The organism is Halomonas sp. AOP25-F1-15 (assembly GCF_052378675.1).
GTDB classification, from domain to species: domain Bacteria; phylum Pseudomonadota; class Gammaproteobacteria; order Pseudomonadales; family Halomonadaceae; genus Vreelandella; species Vreelandella casei.
Map to the genome: position 1 here is coordinate 219,298 of NZ_JBQSXV010000006.1, position 17,655 is coordinate 236,952.

Genomic DNA, 17,655 nt, shown 5'->3' on the forward strand with positions numbered 1-17,655 from the left:
AGCTTAATCTTGACGCTGGTAAATCAAATCCCATACGCCGTGGCCGAGCTTTTCGCCGCGTGCTTCAAACTTGGTCAGCGGGCGAAACGTGGGGCGGGGTACATAGGGGGCCGTTTCCTGGGTGGCCGTGTTGGCATAGCCGGGGGCTATTTCCATCACCTCGGCCATCCACTCGGCGTAGGCTTCCCAGTCAGTTGCTAAGTGAAAGGTGCCGCCGGGCATCAGGCGCGTACGAATTAGCTCGACGAACGCTGGTTGCACGATGCGTCGCTTATGATGTTTTTTCTTCGGCCATGGGTCGGGGAAGAACAGCTGCAGCGTGGTCAGCGAACCTTCGGGAAGGCACTGCTCAAGCACTGCTAGAGCGTCTTCCCGATAAACGCGCAGGTTACTAAGGCCGCGCTTGTCGACTTCATCAAGTAGTTTGCCAACGCCGGGGGCATGGACTTCAATGCCAATAAAGTCAGTCTCTGGGTGAGTCTGGGCCTGTTCGATAAGCGAGTTACCCATGCCAAAGCCGATTTCCACTACGCGTGGCGCCTGGCGTCCAAAGAGTGCGTCTAGGTCTTGACGGCCTTGCGCGATGGTCAAGCCAAAGCGCGGCCATACATCGTCTAATCCGCGGTTCTGTGCCGGGGTCATTCGGCCCGCGCGAATCACATAGCTTTTAATGCCGCGGCGGTGCAACGGAGCATCTTGGCTTTCTGGGCCGGTGTTGTTCTCAAGGGAGCTGTCTTGAGAATCGCTATTTTCAGGGCTGTTTTCAGAGCTAGATTCAGTCATGGGGTCTCGAATCAATTAACCGTTAATACGGCCTGCGAAAGGTGAGGAAGGGTCGGCGGATTGCCGACGTGGCATGCGGCCGGCTAAAAATGCATCGCGTCCGGCCTCAACGGCCAGCTTCATGGCGTTGGCCATGCGTAGCGGCTCGCGGGCGTGAGCAATGGCCGTATTCAGCAACACGCCGTCGCAGCCTAGCTCCATGGCCATGGCCGCGTCTGACGCAGTGCCAATACCTGCATCCACCAGCACCGGCACGCTGCTGCGCTCAACAATGAGGCGTACGTTGTGCGGGTTCTGAATGCCGTGGCCAGAGCCAATCAGCGAGCCCAGCGGCATGATGGCGCAGCAACCCATCGCTTCTAATTCGAGAGCCACAATAGGGTCGTCGCTGGTGTACACCATCACATCAAAACCGTCGGCAAGCAGTGTTTCGGCTGCTTTTAGCGTTTCTACCACGTTGGGATAAAGCGTGGTTTCGTCACCGAGTACTTCCAGCTTGACCAGGTTATGGCCATCAAGCAGCTCGCGGGCTAAGCGGCAGGTGCGCACCGCGTCTTTAGCGGTATAGCAGCCAGCGGTGTTAGGTAGCAGGGTGTAGCGCTGGGGCGAGATAACGTCCAACAGATTGGGCGCACCGGCATCCTGGCCTAAGTTAGTACGGCGGACGGCAAACGTGACGATTTCAGCGCCGCTCTGGGCAATGGCGGCGCCGGTTTCTGTAAAATTTTTGTACTTGCCGGTGCCAACCAGCAGGCGCGAGTGAAAATCGCGCCCGGCAATGGTTAGCGGGGCATCGGCTAGCGGTGCAGAGGTAGGTTGCGTCATAGTATTTCCTTTAGCCGCCGCCAATGGCATGCACGACTTCCACGTGGTCACCATCGGCCAGGCAGGTATTGGCGTGCTGGCTGCGGGGGACAATCTCTTCGTTAATTTCAACGGCGATACGACGACCGCTAAGGCCTAGCTGTTCCACTAGGTCGGCGGCGGTAAGGCCAGCCGCCAGCGTATGTGGCTCACCGTTTAGCTCTATTTGTATGGGCATAGCTTGTGTAGACATGAATAGGAGTGTCTCATTCGTCGTGGCAATGCGTTGCCTATTGTAGCGGTTTCGAGCCGTTCAAGGTACGCCATGAGTGCAATCAGCGCGTAGGGCGCAATCAAACGGGAGGCAATAGAGCAACGTGCAGCGAACAGATAAAGTGTGGTGGTGTGTCGTGGCGCTCTCGGGCGTATTAATGGTGATGCTGGGTGCCTATGCAGCGCATGGCATGCAGGCACGGACGACCCAAGCAATGGTCAGCGCTGTTGAAACCGGCGTACGTTATCAAGCATGGCACACGCTTGCCATGATGATAGTGCTGGTATGGAAGCGGGTACAGCCGCTAAGTGGCCAGCGCTGGATATTAGCCTGCTGGGCGCTGGGTGTTGCTGGCTTTTCGGGGTCACTCTACTTAATGGCGCTGGCGGGGCTTAGCGTCGGCATCGTCACGCCGATAGGTGGCCTGTTGCTGATGTTAGGCTGGGTAATGCTGGCAATTACGGTCGTGAAAGCCTCGTAAACCGCCCGTAGCGCTTTTTTATGGGGCTTGTTCTGTGCGCCTGCTATCGAGATTCGCTATGTCTTCTGGCGCGTCGATATCGATAAGCGTGCCGTCATCCTGCACGTCATATTCTCGATACTGGGATAAATGGCGACGAATAACCGGCTGAGCGCCACTAGTGCCACCTAGCATTTCAAGCGCTGGCCAGAATTCTCGTCCAAAAATCACCGGATGGCCTGGTCGTCCTTCATAGCAGGGCCGCAGGATGGTGTCGCGGGTGGCTAATCGCTGCAGCGTTAGCAGCGTCTTGCGTTCAATGCAGGGCATGTCGCCCAATAAAATCGCGACCGCCTGAACGTGATCCAGACGCGGGTCATGACTCAGCGCGGCTACCGCTTCGGCGAGGCTTGATCCCAGGCCCAAGTGCGCTGTTTGCAGCTGAATTAGCGCCATGGTGTCGGCCAGGCCGAGTAAGCTTGGCGTGTCGTCTTCACGAATCGCCACGCGTAGCAGCGTAAAGGAATACTCAGCATGGGCGACGGACGTTGCCAGCAGCGACTGCCCGCTGGCTAGCATCGCGCTGCGCTTGTCGTGCTGGCCAAAGCGCCGGGAGTAGCCGGCGGCCATCACTAAGGCGACAACGTGGCTAGAGCTCATTAATGGCGCGCCCATGCTGCACTCGCACAATGTCTGCCATGACGGCGAGAGCGATTTCCGCCGGGGTCTTGCTGCCTAACGCTAAGCCAATCGGCATATGCAGTCGGTTGACTTCTTTTTCGCTTAGCCCGCCGGAGCGCAGCAGCCGCCCGGCGCGGGCAGCTGATGTGCGTCTTGAGCCCATTACACCAATATAAAAAGCCGGCGTGCGCACCGCTTCTATCATGGCCAAATCATCAATGCGCGGGTCGTGGGTGAGCGCTACAACTGCGGTGGCGCTATGGCAAGCACCGGCAGCGATATAAACGGAAGGCAGTAACGCTTTAACCGCTACGCCGGGTACTGAAAAGTCCTCGCAGGCTGCCTCATCGGGGTCACAGACAATGACTTCAAACCCCAGGGTGACAGCGAAGGCAGCGCACGGGGCTGAAATCGGTGAAATGCCGGCAATAATGAGCCTTCTGGCGGGGGCGAGGCGCATCTGAACAATGCCTGATTCAGCATCGTGTATTACCCGCGGGCCTAGGCCGGGCTCATCGGTAAAGTAACGCTCCCCGCTGGATAAATGCACGTTACGTAGCACGCGGCGGTGGCCTTGCAGGGCGGCCAGCAAGGTCGTTAGGTGTTCAAGTGTCTCGGGTTCGGCGGGTAGACGTTCGATCAACACGTCTAGAATGCCCCCGCAGGGCAGCGCGAGGTGAGCGCCTTGCGCGTCGTTAGGGTCGCCATAGCGCATGACGGTGATCGGCTGATCAAACTCACCCGCGCCCAGGCGCTGTATAAAGTCCTCTTCTACGCAGCCCCCTGATAGTGAGCCGATAAACTGTCCCGTTTGGCTGACCACCATCCATGACCCGGGGGCGCGTGGCGATGAGCCAAACGTTGCCAGTACGGTGCACAGCCAAAGCGTTTCACTTTTCTGTGCCCACGCGATGGCTTGCTCGATCACCTGTCGATCTAAATGCTGCATTTCAAACGCATCCCCTTGTTAGCAAACGGCTTCCATTGCCCGTGTTGGCGTGGGCCGTCATCTCACGACATGTTTTTTTAAGCAATTTCGGCTCAGGAGACAGGTTGCTTACAACAATTATGGCTATGCTAAAGCGGTTATGTCATTCATTAAACGACCGCAGTGAGCAAGGAAGGCATCATTTATGAACCCACCTAGTAGCGTTCAAAGGCGTGACGACACCTTACGCAGTGGCGCTGAGAGCTCAAGCGTCTCTTTCGTGGTCAATGGAGCAAGACACGACGTTGAGCTGGATAACCGCACGACATTGCTGGACGCATTGCGTGAGCGTTTAAAGCTGACGGGCACAAAAAAGGGCTGCGACCATGGGCAGTGCGGCGCCTGCACGGTGTCGGTTAATGGCGAGCGGATTAACGCCTGCCTGACGCTGGCCGTTATGCACGACGGTGATGATATTTTGACCATCGAGGGGCGAGCAGCAGCCGACCAGCTCGACCCCATGCAGCAAGCGTTTATCGATCATGATGCGTTTCAGTGCGGTTACTGCACCCCAGGACAAATCTGTTCGGCCAGCGCAGTGCTGGAAGAAATGCAGGCAGGCTTTCCCAGCCATGTAACCAATGATTTAACCGCACCGATCGAAATAACCGATGCCGAAATTCGTGAGCGGATGTCGGGCAATCTGTGCCGCTGCGGTGCTTACTCCAATATTTTAAAAGCGATTACTCAGGTCGCTAAGGAGCGCGCATGAGAGCCTTCTCTTATGAACGAGTGAGCGACCCGGCCCAAGCGGCCGCGCGGGCTGCAGAGGTGCCCGGCGCTAAATTCATCGCCGGAGGCACCAATCTACTTGATTTGATGAAGCACGAGATTGAAATCCCGCAGCACTTGATCGATGTGACGGGAACCGGGCTCAATGATATTACGCCCACCAGCGGCGGCGGTTTGCGCGTGGGGGCAATGGTACGCAATAGCGGGCTTGCGGCCGACCCACGCATTCGCCGAGATTATGGCGTATTAAGCCGGGCGCTGGTGTCGGGCGCCTCGGGCCAGCTGCGTAATAAAGCCACTACGGGCGGCAACCTTTTACAGCGCACCCGCTGTCCCTACTTTTATGATACGGCGATGCCTTGCAATAAGCGTGCGCCTGGCGCGGGCTGTGCGGCACTGGGTGATGGCGCGACGTCGCGCCAACTGGGAATTATCGGCACGTCTGATCGGTGTATCGCCACCCACCCTTCGGATATGGCCGTTGCGCTCAGGGTATTGGACGCTGACATAGAGACCGTCATGCCCAGCGGCAAAACTCGGCGCCTCACGCTTGATGAGTTTTACCGCCTGCCTGGCGACACACCCGAGGTGGAAAATGCGCTGGAACCAGGCGAAATGATTACCGCCGTGGTTCTACCAGCGCCTGTCGAAGGGCGTCACGCCTATTATAAAGTGCGCGACCGCGCCTCTTACGCCTTTGCACTGGTATCCGTTGCGCTAATCAAGACCCCTGACGGCAGCGGGCGTGTGGCGCTGGGCGGCGTTGCCCCCAAGCCGTGGCGGCGCGAGGAAGCTGATGCGGCGTTGCCGAAGGGGGCAACTGCGCTAATGGAGCGCTTGCTCAACGGCGCCCGCCCCACGCAAGAGAACGCCTTCAAGCTTACCCTGGCAGAGCGAACGCTTGCCGCGCTGCTGGCTCAGGAGTGACCCCATGGATTTCAATCAACCCACCGAAGACAACCTGTTTGATCGCGCCCGTATTATCGGCAAGCCCCATGCGCGGATTGACGGCATCCTAAAAGTCACGGGCCGTGCACCTTACGCCTACGAGCGTCATGACGTGGTGGCGAATCAAAAGGTCGGCTACCCATTGTGCGCCACCATTGCCAATGGGCGAGTTACCCACATGGATGCGTCGGCTGCGCGTGGCGCGCCGGGCGTCGTCAGCGTGGTGACAACGCTAGAGATTGAGCCATTGGGCCGCGCCAAAAGTAACGACGCACGGCTGTTTGGGGGCGACGTTATCGAGCATTACCATCAGGCGATTGCGGTGGTGGTGGCCGACACCCTTGAGCAGGCGCGCAGCGCTACCGCGCTGATCAAGGTGAGTTACGAGGAAGCGCCGGGGGTCTTTGACCTTGAGGCAGCCTGGGAGCGCCTGCAGGGCACCGGCGAGCCGCTAGCCGATGTGGGCGACGTGGACGCTGCGTTTGCAGCTGCGCCTGTCACGGTGGATGAGGTTTATCGCACCGCTTCCCAAAGCCACGCCATGATGGAGCCGCATGCCTCAATCGTCGACTGGTCAGATGGCCAGCAGATGACGGTATGGACCTCGAATCAAATGATTGCCTGGACGCATAAGGCCCTGGCGACCACGTTTAATATCGAGCCAGACACTATCCGCTTAGAAAGCCCCTACGTTGGCGGTGGCTTTGGCGGCAAGCTTTGGCTGCGTGCCGATGCGGTGCTGGCAGCGCTTGGCTCACGTGCTTGCGGGCATCCGGTCAAGCTGGCCATGCCGCGCCCCATGGTGTTCAACAATACCACCCACCGTTCCGGCACTATTCAGCGCCTGCGCATCGCCGCCAACGCTCAGGGCAAGATAACCGCCTTCGACCATTCGGCGGTATCGCATACGCTGCCCGGCGGCAGCGGCGAGAATCCGGTCAATCAGACTCGTACGTTTTATGCCGCAGAGAATCGTCGCGTGTCCCACCAGCCGATCGACATGAATCTTCCTGAGTCAGCGGATATGCGTGCGCCAGGAGAGGCGTCGGGGCTTGCTGCGCTAGAAATTGCCATGGATGAAATGGCGGAAAAGCTGGGCATGGATCCCGTTGAGTTTAGAATTCTCAACGATACGCAGGTGGACCCCGAGGATGCCTCCAAGCCGTTTAGCGAACGCCACTTTGTTGAATGCTTACGCCAAGGTGCAGAGGCCTTTGGCTGGAAGGCGCGTAACCGCACGCCAGGGGCAACGCGAGAAGGGCAGTGGCTGATTGGCCATGGCATGGCCGGCGCTTATCGCGGGGCGCTTACGCTGAACTCCGGCGCGCGCGTTCGCCTGCAAGGCGGGCGGTTGATCGTTGAGACGGATATGACCGATATCGGTACCGGCTCTTACACCATTATTGCCCAGACGGCCGCCGAAACAATGGGACTTGAGCTAGCCGACGTCGAGGTCAGGTTGGGCAACAGCGATTATCCTGTCTCCTCCGGTTCGGGCGGCCAGTTCGGCGCCGCTAGCGCCACTGCAGGCGTGTATGCCGCTTGCTTGGCGCTTCAAGCGCTGATCGCCAAGCGTTTAAATATCGACACGCCGCGCTTTGAAAACCGCCGCGTGGTGGCCGGCGCAACCGACCTCGCACTTGCCGATATCCTCGACGGTGAAGAGCTGGTCGCCGAAGATACGATGCACTTTGGTGATTTTAAAGACCGCATGCAGATGGGCACCTTTGCAGCGCACTTTGTTGAAGTGGCCGTGCATGCGCATACGGGAGAAACCCGTGTTCGGCGCATGTTGGCGGCATGTGATGCGGGGCGCATTCTGAACCCGATAACGGCGCGTAGCCAGGTGCTAGGCGGTATGACAATGGGTGTCGGTGCCGCCTTGATGGAGGGGCTCACCGCCGATCTTGAGCGCGGCTTCTTCGTCAATCACGATCTCGCCAGTTATGAGGTGGCGGTGCATGCCGACATTCCTCAACAGGAGATTATTTTCCTGGACACGGCGGATGCGGCCTCAACGCCTCTCAAGGCAAAAGGAGTTGGTGAGCTGGGTATTTGTGGCGTGGCGGCCGCCGTTGCCAACGCGATCTATAATGCGACCGGCGTTCGGCTACGTGAGTACCCGATGACGCTTGATCGAATGATCGACCGGCTCCCTGAAGTAAGCTAGCGCAATCAGGTGGTGGGCAGCGCATAGCTGGCGGTGACATGCACGACAGGTCGTATGTCATCGCTGGCTGAGTATATTTGCACTTCCCCAACGCCTAAGCGGCGGCCGAGTTTAATCAATTTGGCATGGGCGATAATGTCGTGATCACCAGAGGCCGCGCGTAGGAAGTGGCAGTTGAAATCGCTGGTCACGGCCATGGGTTCCGGGCCAATCTGCGCCAAAATAGCCACATACAGTGCGACGTCCGCAAAGCCCATCATGGTGGGGCCGGAAACACGCGGGCCGGGGCGCAGGTGCTCGTGGCCAATTTTTAGCCGCATGGTGGCACGCATCTCGCCGACGCTCTCAATCCTACCCATTCGCTGGGGAAAGACGTCATCCAGAAAGCGTTCAATCTGCTCGGCGTTCATCACGGTCATTGTTGTTTTCCTTTTATAAAAAAAGCCCCGAGACATAAGCCTCGAGGCTGATTACACCATAAAACCAATTTACTAGGTCTTATGAACCTGGGCTTTATGCACCTGGCGCCACGCGTGAAGTAGCGGCTCGGTGTAGCCAGAAGGCTGTTCGCGACCTTTGAAGACCAGGTCTGAAGCCGCTTTAAAGGCGGTTGAACCCTCAAAGTCAGCGCTCATGGCGGTATAGGTCGGGTCGCCTGCGTTCTGCTCGTCGACGACTTTCGCCATACGTTTGAGTGTTTCCTCCACCCGCGGCGCATCAACGATGCCATGATGCAGCCAGTTGGCAATGTGCTGGCTGGAAATGCGCAGCGTTGCGCGGTCTTCCATCAGGCCTACGTTGTGAATATCCGGCACTTTCGAGCAGCCCACGCCATGCTCTACCCAGCGCACGACGTAGCCCAGAATGCCCTGGCAGTTATTATCCAGCTCCTGCTGCTTTTCCTCATCGGACCAGTTGGTGTTTTCGGCCACCGGCACCGTGAGCAGGTCGTCTAAGTAGTCAGGTTCGCCCAGGGCTTCCAGCTCGCGCTGAACGTCGGTGACATTGACCTGATGATAATGCAGCGCGTGCAGCGCAGCCGCGGTCGGCGAAGGCACCCAGGCGGTGTTAGCACCGGCTTTCGGGTGGCCGATCTTCTGCTCTAGCATGTTGTGCATCAGGTCAGGCATGGCCCACATGCCTTTACCAATTTGCGCGCGGCCACGCAGGCCACAGGCAAGGCCGACTTGCACGTTGCTCTTCTCATACGCGGTGATCCATTCGGCGCTTTTCATGTCGCCTTTGCGAACCATGGGGCCTGCTTCCATCGCGGTATGCATTTCATCACCGGTACGATCCAGGAAGCCGGTGTTGATAAATGCCACGCGCGAAGCCGCTTCAGCAATGCACGCCTTGAGGTTAACGGTGGTACGGCGCTCTTCGTCCATGATGCCCATTTTCAGGGTGTCGCGGCTCATGCCCAAAATGTCTTCAACGCGACCAAACAGCTCGTTAGCGAAGGCCACTTCTGCCGGGCCGTGCATTTTCGGCTTGACGATATACACAGAGCCGGTGCGTGAGTTACGCGGCTGATCGGCGTCTTTGTTTAGGTCGTGCAACGCCAGCAGCGAGGTCACTACCGCATCCAGAATACCTTCCGGAAGCTCGTTGCCATCTTCGTCCAGAATTGCCGGTGTGTTCATCAAGTGACCGACATTGCGCACGAACATCAGCGAACGGCCAGGCAATGTAACGCTGCCGCCATCGGTGGTTTGCCAAGTGCGGTCAGCGTTGAGCTTGCGCGTAAAGGTCTTGCCGCCTTTATCGATATTCTCTTCGAGATCGCCCTTCATCAGGCCAAGCCAGTTGCTGTAAACACCAACCTTGTCTTCTGAGTCGACCGCGGCGATGGAGTCTTCGCAGTCCATAATGGCGGTCAGAGCCGCTTCAACCACCACATCTTTCACGCCAGCCGGATCGGTTTTGCCGATTGAATCGGTTGGATCAATCTGGATTTCCAGATGCAGGCCGTTATTCGCGAGCAGTATGGATTCAGGCTTTGCGGCATCACCGGTAAAACCGATCAGTTTGCCCGAGTCTTTCAGGCCGGTGTCACGCCCGCCTTCCAGAGTGACAACCAAGTGTTCGTCACGAATGGCGTATTTGATCGCATCACGGTGCGAGCCAGTGGCGAGCGGCGCCGCGCGGTCCAGTACACCACGGGCGTAGGCAATGACCTTGGCACCGCGTTTTGGATTGAAGCTGGCGCCTTTTTCAGCGCCATCTTCTTCTGAAATAGCGTCAGTGCCGTACAGCGCATCGTAAAGGCTACCCCAGCGCGCGTTAGCGGCGTTCAGCGCATAGCGTGCATTGTTAACCGGCACAACCAGCTGCGGGCCGGCTTGAACGGCAACTTCACGGTCAACGTTCGCAGTGGTGGCCGCCACGTTGGCTGGAGTGTCCGCTAAATAGCCAATCTCTTTCAAAAAGCGGCGATACGCAGGCATATCGTTAACGCGGCCAGGGTTTTCCCGATGCCAAGCATCCAGTTTTTCCTGCAGCGTGTCGCGTTCTTCCAGCAATTGACGATTTTTGGGTGTCAAATCGTGAAACAGGGCATCAACACCGGCCCAAAAGGCCTTTTCATCAACGCCTGTTCCCGGTAGCGCCTGTTCATTGATAAAACGATCTAGATCGGTTGCCACCTGTAAACGGTGACGCGTGATACGCTCGCTCATGGGGTTTCTCCTGTAAGAGTGCTTGTGGGTAATGTGTTGGCCGCAAGCAGAGTAAAATGTATTTATGGAAAATAATTCCATATCTGGTTGGGCATGTAAACAGCGTAGACCCTAAAGTGGTAAAATGCTCGACCAAATGATTAGGTGCTAGGCGTTAGGCGCGCAACTCATCAGTTGCGTTAAGGCCAACGGAAAATGGCGCTATGGAGAAACAACCATGCATGATTTCCAACATCTGGAAGGCTTGTTTCGCCATGCTGCGGGCGAGACTGCCCTTAGCCGCCTGTTGCCAGGGGAAATGCTGGCAGATGCGATGCAGGACTACTTCCACCATTATGGCCTGGAGGCGTTGCTACCCGATGCCAGTGAAGTGCATGCAGGCTTTATCGATACGGGCCGCTTTACGCTGTGGTGCCAAGTGTGGAGTCCTCCTCAGCCGATAGGCACCGCGTTTGTGGTTCACGGCTACTTTGACCATATGGGGCTGTATCGCCATTTGCTTAAACGCCTGCTCGCCAAGGGCTGGCGAGTGGTGCTATGGGATCTACCGGGTCACGGGCTTTCCAGCGGCGCGCGCGCGGAAATAGAAGATTTCGAGGATTATCAACACAGCCTGACCTACGTGCAGACGATTTTAAAAACCCAGGGCATGGCGCCTTCACCCTGGCTGGGCGTGGGGCAAAGCACCGGCGCGGCCATTTTGGCGACCGATGCGCTTACCCGCCGTGAGGCAGCCGGCTGGTCAGCCCTGGTGCTGCTGGCGCCGCTGGTGCGGCCTTGGGGCTGGAGCCAGACGAGCTGGGTGCATTTAATCGCCAGCCCATTTTTAAAGGAGCTGCCGCGTAAATACCGACCCAATTCAACGGATGAGCAGTTCACCGCGTTTCTGCGCGATGGCGACCCGCTGCAGCCTGAGCGCTTAAGCGTGGCATGGGTAAGCGCGATGCGTCGCTGGATGCCTCGCTTGTTGGCGTTAGAGCCGCTGGCGCTGCCCACCCTTATTCTTCAGGGCGAGCAAGACTTAACGGTTGATTGGGAATGGAATTTAGCCATTTTGGCGGAGAAGTTTCCTAGCAACGAGATTCATCGCCACCCAGACGCCCGTCACCATCTTGTCAACGAGGCCGATGTCATCCGTGAAGTGTTGTTTGAAGCACTCGATGGTTTTTTAGATCAGCTTAACGATAGCCAGCAGCAAGCCGTGCCTGCGGCTACGCCCCCCTTAACATTCGATCCAACTGCCGGTAGCCAATCGCCTCAATAAGGTGCGGCTGAGTGGGCTTTTCGACGCCTTGAAGGTCAGCAAGCGTTAGCGCGACGCGCAGCACGCGGTGATAGGCGCGAGCGGAAAGCCTGAGTTTTTCGAGCACTTCCGCTAGCCAGGCACGCTCTTCATCATTGAGCGCGCAGGCGGCTTCCAGCGCTTTGCCGCTCAGTTGGCTGTTTAGCGCGCCGCGTTGCATTTGGCGTTCACGCGCCGCCATTACACGTTCGCGTACCGCTGCGGAGGGTTCTCCCTGGGTCTGGGCGGTGAGCTGCTCCGGCGGCAGTGCCGGTACTTCAACTTGAAGGTCAATGCGGTCTAGTAACGGCCCAGAAAGCCGCGCTTGATAGCGCTGAATTTGGCTGGCCGTGCACTGGCAGCGATTTCTAGGATCGCCTAAATGTCCACAGGGGCAGGGGTTCATGGCGGCTACCAGCTGAAAGCGAGCGGGGTAGCGGCGCTCATGGCTAGCGCGGGCTAAATGAATACTTCCCGTTTCTAGCGGCTGGCGCAAAACCTCTAATACATTGCGCGAAAACTCGGGCAGCTCGTCTAAAAACAGCACGCCGTGATGGGCGAGCGAAATTTCACCGGGCTTAGGTTTTGAACCACTGTGAATTCCACTAAAAACAGCTACTAATGCTATACTGGAACAATATCTTACGTTATTTTCGACAAGTAAATACGCTACTAATTGACACCAATATAAGCGACTGGGTGTTAAAATCACAAATATATAGGCGACTGAATATGAATCGGCCTGTTAGAGTTATTGGAACTAACCGAAGGAGCCTTACTGGGCAGGTTTCTTTCTTACGAGGAAGCACTTGCAATTTTGAGTCATCATTAGAGCGCGATTTCCTGATGATCCTCGATTTTGATCCGTTGGTCGCTACGGTTTGTGAGCAGCCGCTAACCCTTAAGTATCAAGATGATGATCGAAAAAGGCGTCAGTACACGCCCGATATGCTCGTGACTTACTCGGATGAAGCGGCGCCGATTCTGTATGAGGTTAAGTATCGCGAAGATTTGAGAGAAAATTGGCACATTATGAAGCCTAAATTTCAGGCAGCTATACGCTATTGCAAGCAGCAAGGTTGGGGCTTTCGCATTGTGACTGAGCGAGAGATTAGAGGCACTGGCCTATTGAACAATGCACGATTTCTAAGGGCCTATAGGGACTTGGCAGAGGACTCGGCTACCGCTACTCACTTGGCTAGAACCCTTGCCGTGCTCGGTGAAACAACACCTGAAATTCTACTTACAGCTGCTTATGCGAATGAGGAAAAGCGTATGTGTGCGCTTAGTTGTTTATGGCAAATGATCGCTATAGGCCGTGTTCATGCTGACCTCATACGCCCATTAAACATGTCCAGCCCCATATGGATTACTAACGGAGAAGGTTTCTTATGGCTACAGAGCCCGCTTTTCTATCGGTAACTACTGGGTCTGTGATAACAGCCAATGGTCGTACCTATAGAGTTTCGCACTTGTTGGATACAGCAACCCTCCTTGCTAAAGATACCGACACTGGAGAGGTGCACCGTCTGTCTGCGCATCAGCTTCGTCCCGTAACGGATATAGAGCTTGGAGAAGGTGGTGTTGCTGAAGGAAAGGATTTATCCGAGATCGAAGACGAAGACTGGCAAGTTGCTCAGCAGCGGTTTGCAGCAATCCGTCCTCTACTTGACGATCCATTTCGTACTCGTGCAAAGGCAGAGCAGTTAGCAGAAGAAGCCGGTGTTCACGTTGCCACTTTATACCAATGGGTTAAGGACTATCACGAGGCTGGCCATATTTCAGCATTGATACCAGCCCCGCGAGGCCGCAAGCCAGGTACGAAAAAGCTCGATAAGAAAGTCGAGGCAATAATCGAAGGGGCGATCAATGACTTATATCTAAGTCGTCAACGATATAAGCCCAGTGACGTAATTATCACTGTCAAAGCTCATTGCAAACAGGCCGGTTTACTTCCTCCTCACTCCAATACAATCCGTAACCGCATAAAACAGATTTCGACACGTGAAACGATGAGACGCCGCGGGCTACGAGATAAGGCGCGTGACACCTTTGCTCCTATCAGGGGAGAGTTTCCAAATGCGGATTTCCCTCTTGCTGTTGTTCAAATAGATCATACGCCTGCTGACGTCATCTTAGTTGATGAAGAGCATCGTCTGGCGCTTGGCCGACCGTGGATAACTCTGGCTATTGATGTCTTTTCACGAATGGTGGTGGGGATTGCGGTTAGCATGGAAAAGCCCAGTGCTATCTCAGTGGGTTTGTGTGTCTCCAATGCCATGTTGCCTAAGCATGAATATCTTGCAAACCTGGGGGTGGGGCAAGAGTGGCCAGTCTGGGGGAAAATGCGTGTTCTGCATGCTGATAACGCGAAAGAATTCCGGGGGAAAATGCTGCGCCGGGCTTGTGAACAATACGGTATCGACCTGCAATTACGTCCGGTAAAGCTTCCCCACTACGGCGGACATATAGAGCGTTATATGGGTACTGCTGCAAATGAGATACACACCTTACCTGGCACAACATTTTCCAACGTTGAGCAACGGAAAGGATATGACTCAGAAAAAGAATCAGCGCTCACCCTTCGTGAGTTTGAGCAGCATTTAGTTGAATTTATTGTTGGGGTGTATCACCGTCGCAAGCATTCTGAATTGAACATGCCACCAATGCGCAAGTGGCAACTCGGTATATTAGGAGACTCAACACAGCCGGGCTTGGGGATGCCGCCTATACCAACTGACCCCACGCGTTTGAAGTTAGACTTCCTTCCTCTTTATTCACGCACTGTGCAGCGCTACGGCGTCCAGCTGGATGAAATTAATTACTACCATGAAGTGTTGAACCCTTGGATTGGTTCAAAAGACCCCGAAAATCAAACGAAGGCTCGTTCATTTACTATCCGTCGTGATCCACGCGATATCAGTAAAGTCTATTTCTACGACCCTGAAAGTGAGATCTATTACATGGTTCCTTATCGGAATCCTACTCGACCAGCGATTAGTGTGTGGGAGTTACGGGAAGCAACTCGCCGCATTCGAGAGGAAGGACTGCGGCATGTTGATGAGGATGTGATTTTTGAGACCATTCTCAAGATGCGTCATCGTGTTGAACAGGCCGTCACGAAAACGAAGCAAGCAAGACGTCAGATGGCTCGTATCAATACGACGAAGAAACTCGCCAAGAAAACGGAATCTGTTGAAACACAAGCGCCTGCTAAGAGTGTTTTTCCTGCTCCACCTCAAACAGAGGTGCAAAGTGAGATTGATATATTCGCACTGCCTATAGAACCATTCGATGACGATGCCTAGGGAATGAATATGGCCCATTTTGATCACCTCAAGCCAGAGATTGCTGAGACACTCACCTGGACGACGGAAGACCGCATTTATTTCGCTCAGCAAAACCATTGGATTTCCTATCCTAGGGCCAAAGAAATCATGACCCGGCTTGAGGATCAATTAGCACATCCCCGTGTACAGCGGATGCCCAACACGTTGCTGGTCGGAGAAAGCGGGAATGGAAAAAGTACATTAATCGACCGTTTCAGAGAAAAGCATCCTGTGAAGATTCTTCCCTCTGGAGAGCCATTAGCACCTGTCATTGTTATGGAAATGCCCTCCGAACCAAATGAGGGGCGTTTTTGGACTGAGTTACTTCTGTCATTAAAGATAGCCCACAGAGATACGGATCCCGTGCAGCGTAAGGAGAACCAAGCTATTTCGGTATTAACTTACGTACAAGCCAGGATGCTCATTATTGATGAAATCCACAATGTGCTACATGGAAGTGCAAGACAACAGAGGCATTTTCTAGGAATGCTTAAAAGATTGAGCAATAAGCTACAGCTTCCGCTTGTAGCCGTCGGTACGCGTGACTCCATTCTCGCGCTGCACACCGATACTCAACTCTCAAGTCGCTTTGAGCCGCTGGCACTACCTCGATGGCAGTTAGATGTTAGCTTCTTGCGCCTCTTGGCCAGCTTTGAACGCTTACTGCCATTAGCTGAGCCCTCTCAGCTGTCTAGTCAGGATATCGCGATAAAGCTACATAGTATGAGTGGGGGCACCATCGGCGGCGTAGCGACCGTGCTTAAAAGAGCGACCGTTAAAGCGATCCGAGATGGTAAAGAGCATATAGACGCTAAGCTTCTTGATAACATCGGCTGGGTTAAACTCTCTGATTATGGCAAGGAGGCGCTTAAACTGTGATCAGAGGAAGCTGGGCGATCATGCTATCACCAGCTAAGAATGAGCTGTTTACTTCGTGGTTGATGCGTAGCGCCTTTGCTCACGGCCTGACCCCCTATCGGTTTGCTAATTACTGGGCTCCATCTATTCCTATCTGGAGCCGTGACATTGATCGTAGTGCCAGTGATGAGCTGCTCTATACCGTGTCGCGCCACTCAGGTTTTGATGTTGCGTCAGTCGAAAGGATGACATTACGTTCAATTGAGCAGAGTTTGGTAAAAATTCATCGTCAGGGAAATGTCCCCTTTCTTCTGTCAGCGGGGATATCTAACAAGGTACGTACCCAGCACGGCCTCCAATATTGTTCCGAATGCTTCAAGGATTATGGGGCCATCTATTATCGTGACTGGCGTTTAGGGTTTATGGTTGTTTGTCCTTACCATGGCGCCATGATGAGCGATGCTTGCCCACGTTGTGATGCGCCATTGATGCCACATCTAAGTACCGTGCAAAGAATGGATCGCTGTACGGTATGTGGGGTGTCGCTTCTTTCTCGCAAGTTACCAACCTTGTGCTGTTCTCCATTAGTGTTAGCTCTTCAATCCCAGCTACTGAAATTAGCGAATGGAACTCCGACTAACTTGCTCCCACAAGCGTCCACCAGTCCGGAAGCTCTGAGTGTCATTCGGGTAATGGCAGGCGTGCTCGCTAATTCGCTACAGCATGATCGACTGAGGCATCATTACGACTTGAAACCCTTCCATCGTCCTTCAAATCAGCGTTGCTTGTATGAGCATCAGCGTGTTGCCTATAGGACTGCAATTTTGGAAACCTTGGCATATTGGCTTCTTGATTGGCCATCGTCATTCCAAGAAGGTTCAAGTGTGCTTGGTCTAACTCAGAGGACATTCATAAAATCTATAATGCCTGCTTTTTTTGCTGAGCAGTTGTCATATCTGCCTGTGGGGGTACGAAGAACGCGCAGCACGAATCAGCAGCCAAAAGGCCCTTGTCTAAATCGGTGCCGACGAACTGAGCTTGTACAGTTCCGCCAGGAAAGAGCTCGACATATATTAAGTTTTTTAGGATACCCATTTTTGTGAGTCATAAGCCCCACTTGCAGTGTGATGACTGTGGTCGATCCATGCTTAAGGCGCAAAGGCGCTACAAAGGGAGCGCTTACTGCTCGACATGTTATGCCCGTGAGTTTAAGAAGAAGACTTGCACTAAATGCGGCGAGTCAGTGCGAGCCCATAAGTATGAAGAGAACCCGGTCTGCGGTGAGTGCCTCAGGCTGCACCGTGTCTGCGCGCGCTGCGATAAGCCGCTGCCGAGAGCCGGTTATCTTATTGGTCACGCTGCGTTTTGCAAAAGCTGCGCTCCGCATGGGCGAGAGGAACATACCTGTTCCCGTTGTGGATGTCTTTCTAGCAGATATTCACGCATCACTAATGGTGAACTTTCAGAGATTATCTGCCAGGCATGCGAAAGGAAGGCCTGCGCATTTGTAACCTGCTCGGTTTGTCGGAAATATCGTCAGCTCCATCAATATGATGTTGAAGGACGAGCTGTTTGTAGAGATTGCAGCGGGCCATATCCAAAAACTCACTCATGTCCTGACTGTGGAGCAGATACTCCCGGTGGTGGCAACGCCCCTTGCCAAGACTG

Annotated in this window: 16 protein-coding genes and 1 pseudogene; 9 read left to right on the forward strand and 8 right to left on the reverse strand. The window is 55.0% G+C overall.

Features of this window, described 5'->3' with window-relative positions:
* Positions 1–3: 3 nt before the first annotated feature.
* The 3 genes from trmB to thiS are packed head-to-tail and all read right to left on the reverse strand — an operon-like array spanning position 4 to position 1,825.
* Complete coding sequence (trmB, locus tag ACT3TF_RS13280; protein ID WP_192536002.1) at positions 4–783, reverse strand: tRNA (guanosine(46)-N7)-methyltransferase TrmB; 780 nt, start codon at positions 781–783, stop codon at positions 4–6.
* 15 nt (positions 784–798) lie between these two features.
* Complete coding sequence (locus tag ACT3TF_RS13285) at positions 799–1,608, reverse strand: thiazole synthase (protein WP_193063151.1); 810 nt, start codon at positions 1,606–1,608, stop codon at positions 799–801.
* A gap of 10 nt (positions 1,609–1,618) precedes the next feature.
* On the reverse strand, positions 1,619–1,825 hold the full coding sequence (gene thiS / locus ACT3TF_RS13290; RefSeq protein ID WP_096282237.1) for a sulfur carrier protein ThiS: 207 nt from the start codon (positions 1,823–1,825) through the stop codon (positions 1,619–1,621).
* Positions 1,826–1,964: 139 nt separating this feature from the next.
* Between thiS and ACT3TF_RS13295 the strand changes: the two genes are divergently transcribed.
* Positions 1,965–2,342: a DUF423 domain-containing protein gene (locus tag ACT3TF_RS13295; RefSeq protein WP_444672337.1), complete on the forward strand. Its 378-nt coding sequence runs from the start codon at positions 1,965–1,967 to the stop codon at positions 2,340–2,342.
* A gap of 18 nt (positions 2,343–2,360) precedes the next feature.
* On the opposite strand, the gene ACT3TF_RS13300 is transcribed toward ACT3TF_RS13295, so the two are convergent.
* Positions 2,361–2,981 (reverse strand): nucleotidyltransferase family protein, encoded by a 621-nt coding sequence (locus tag ACT3TF_RS13300; RefSeq protein ID WP_444672338.1) that lies wholly within the window; start codon positions 2,979–2,981, stop codon positions 2,361–2,363.
* Positions 2,971–3,951, reverse strand: a complete 981-nt coding sequence (locus tag ACT3TF_RS13305; RefSeq protein ID WP_096277074.1) for an XdhC family protein — start codon at positions 3,949–3,951, stop codon at positions 2,971–2,973. The genes ACT3TF_RS13300 and ACT3TF_RS13305 overlap by 11 nt, the downstream gene beginning before the upstream one ends.
* A 184-nt stretch (positions 3,952–4,135) precedes the next feature.
* Here ACT3TF_RS13305 and ACT3TF_RS13310 point away from each other — a divergent pair, with 184 nt between their 5' ends.
* The 3 genes from ACT3TF_RS13310 to paoC are packed head-to-tail and all read left to right on the forward strand — an operon-like array spanning position 4,136 to position 7,840.
* Positions 4,136–4,702, forward strand: coding sequence for a 2Fe-2S iron-sulfur cluster-binding protein (locus tag ACT3TF_RS13310; RefSeq protein ID WP_096277076.1), 567 nt, complete (start codon positions 4,136–4,138; stop codon positions 4,700–4,702).
* Entirely contained in the window at positions 4,699–5,649 is a 951-nt protein-coding gene (locus ACT3TF_RS13315; protein WP_096277078.1) for an FAD binding domain-containing protein, read from the forward strand. Before ACT3TF_RS13310 ends, ACT3TF_RS13315 begins: the two co-directional genes overlap by 4 nt.
* A 4-nt stretch (positions 5,650–5,653) precedes the next feature.
* Complete coding sequence (gene paoC / locus ACT3TF_RS13320; RefSeq protein WP_444672339.1) at positions 5,654–7,840, forward strand: aldehyde oxidoreductase molybdenum-binding subunit PaoC; 2,187 nt, start codon at positions 5,654–5,656, stop codon at positions 7,838–7,840.
* 5 nt (positions 7,841–7,845) lie between these two features.
* Here paoC and ACT3TF_RS13325 read toward each other — a convergent pair whose 3' ends face one another.
* Together ACT3TF_RS13325 and ACT3TF_RS13330 are read right to left on the reverse strand one after the other, a co-directional pair.
* On the reverse strand, positions 7,846–8,259 hold the full coding sequence (locus ACT3TF_RS13325) for a PaaI family thioesterase (RefSeq protein WP_441686711.1): 414 nt from the start codon (positions 8,257–8,259) through the stop codon (positions 7,846–7,848).
* Positions 8,260–8,331: 72 nt separating this feature from the next.
* Positions 8,332–10,518 (reverse strand): malate synthase G, encoded by a 2,187-nt coding sequence (locus ACT3TF_RS13330; protein WP_444672340.1) that lies wholly within the window; start codon positions 10,516–10,518, stop codon positions 8,332–8,334.
* A 217-nt stretch (positions 10,519–10,735) separates the two neighbouring features.
* Here ACT3TF_RS13330 and ACT3TF_RS13335 point away from each other — a divergent pair, with 217 nt between their 5' ends.
* Complete coding sequence (locus ACT3TF_RS13335) at positions 10,736–11,782, forward strand: alpha/beta hydrolase (RefSeq protein ID WP_441686709.1); 1,047 nt, start codon at positions 10,736–10,738, stop codon at positions 11,780–11,782.
* Here ACT3TF_RS13335 and ACT3TF_RS13340 read toward each other — a convergent pair.
* A pseudogene (locus ACT3TF_RS13340) lies at positions 11,730–12,401 on the reverse strand (ATP-binding protein); the annotation flags it as partial. The gene ACT3TF_RS13335 and the pseudogene ACT3TF_RS13340 overlap by 53 nt on opposite strands.
* Positions 12,402–12,532: 131 nt before the next feature.
* On the opposite strand from ACT3TF_RS13340, the gene ACT3TF_RS13345 reads away from it, so the two are divergent.
* From ACT3TF_RS13345 to ACT3TF_RS13360, 4 genes are read left to right on the forward strand one after another with little or no spacing between them, the layout of a single operon-like run.
* Positions 12,533–13,222, forward strand: coding sequence for a TnsA endonuclease N-terminal domain-containing protein (locus ACT3TF_RS13345; RefSeq protein ID WP_217990263.1), 690 nt, complete (start codon positions 12,533–12,535; stop codon positions 13,220–13,222).
* A gap of 50 nt (positions 13,223–13,272) precedes the next feature.
* On the forward strand, positions 13,273–15,108 hold the full coding sequence (locus ACT3TF_RS13350; RefSeq protein WP_192526910.1) for a Mu transposase C-terminal domain-containing protein: 1,836 nt from the start codon (positions 13,273–13,275) through the stop codon (positions 15,106–15,108).
* Between the two features lie 9 nt (positions 15,109–15,117).
* Complete coding sequence (locus ACT3TF_RS13355) at positions 15,118–16,008, forward strand: TniB family NTP-binding protein (RefSeq protein ID WP_176483352.1); 891 nt, start codon at positions 15,118–15,120, stop codon at positions 16,006–16,008.
* 20 nt (positions 16,009–16,028) lie between these two features.
* Positions 16,029–17,090 (forward strand): TniQ family protein, encoded by a 1,062-nt coding sequence (locus tag ACT3TF_RS13360; RefSeq protein ID WP_192524527.1) that lies wholly within the window; start codon positions 16,029–16,031, stop codon positions 17,088–17,090.
* Positions 17,091–17,655: the final 565 nt, after the last annotated feature.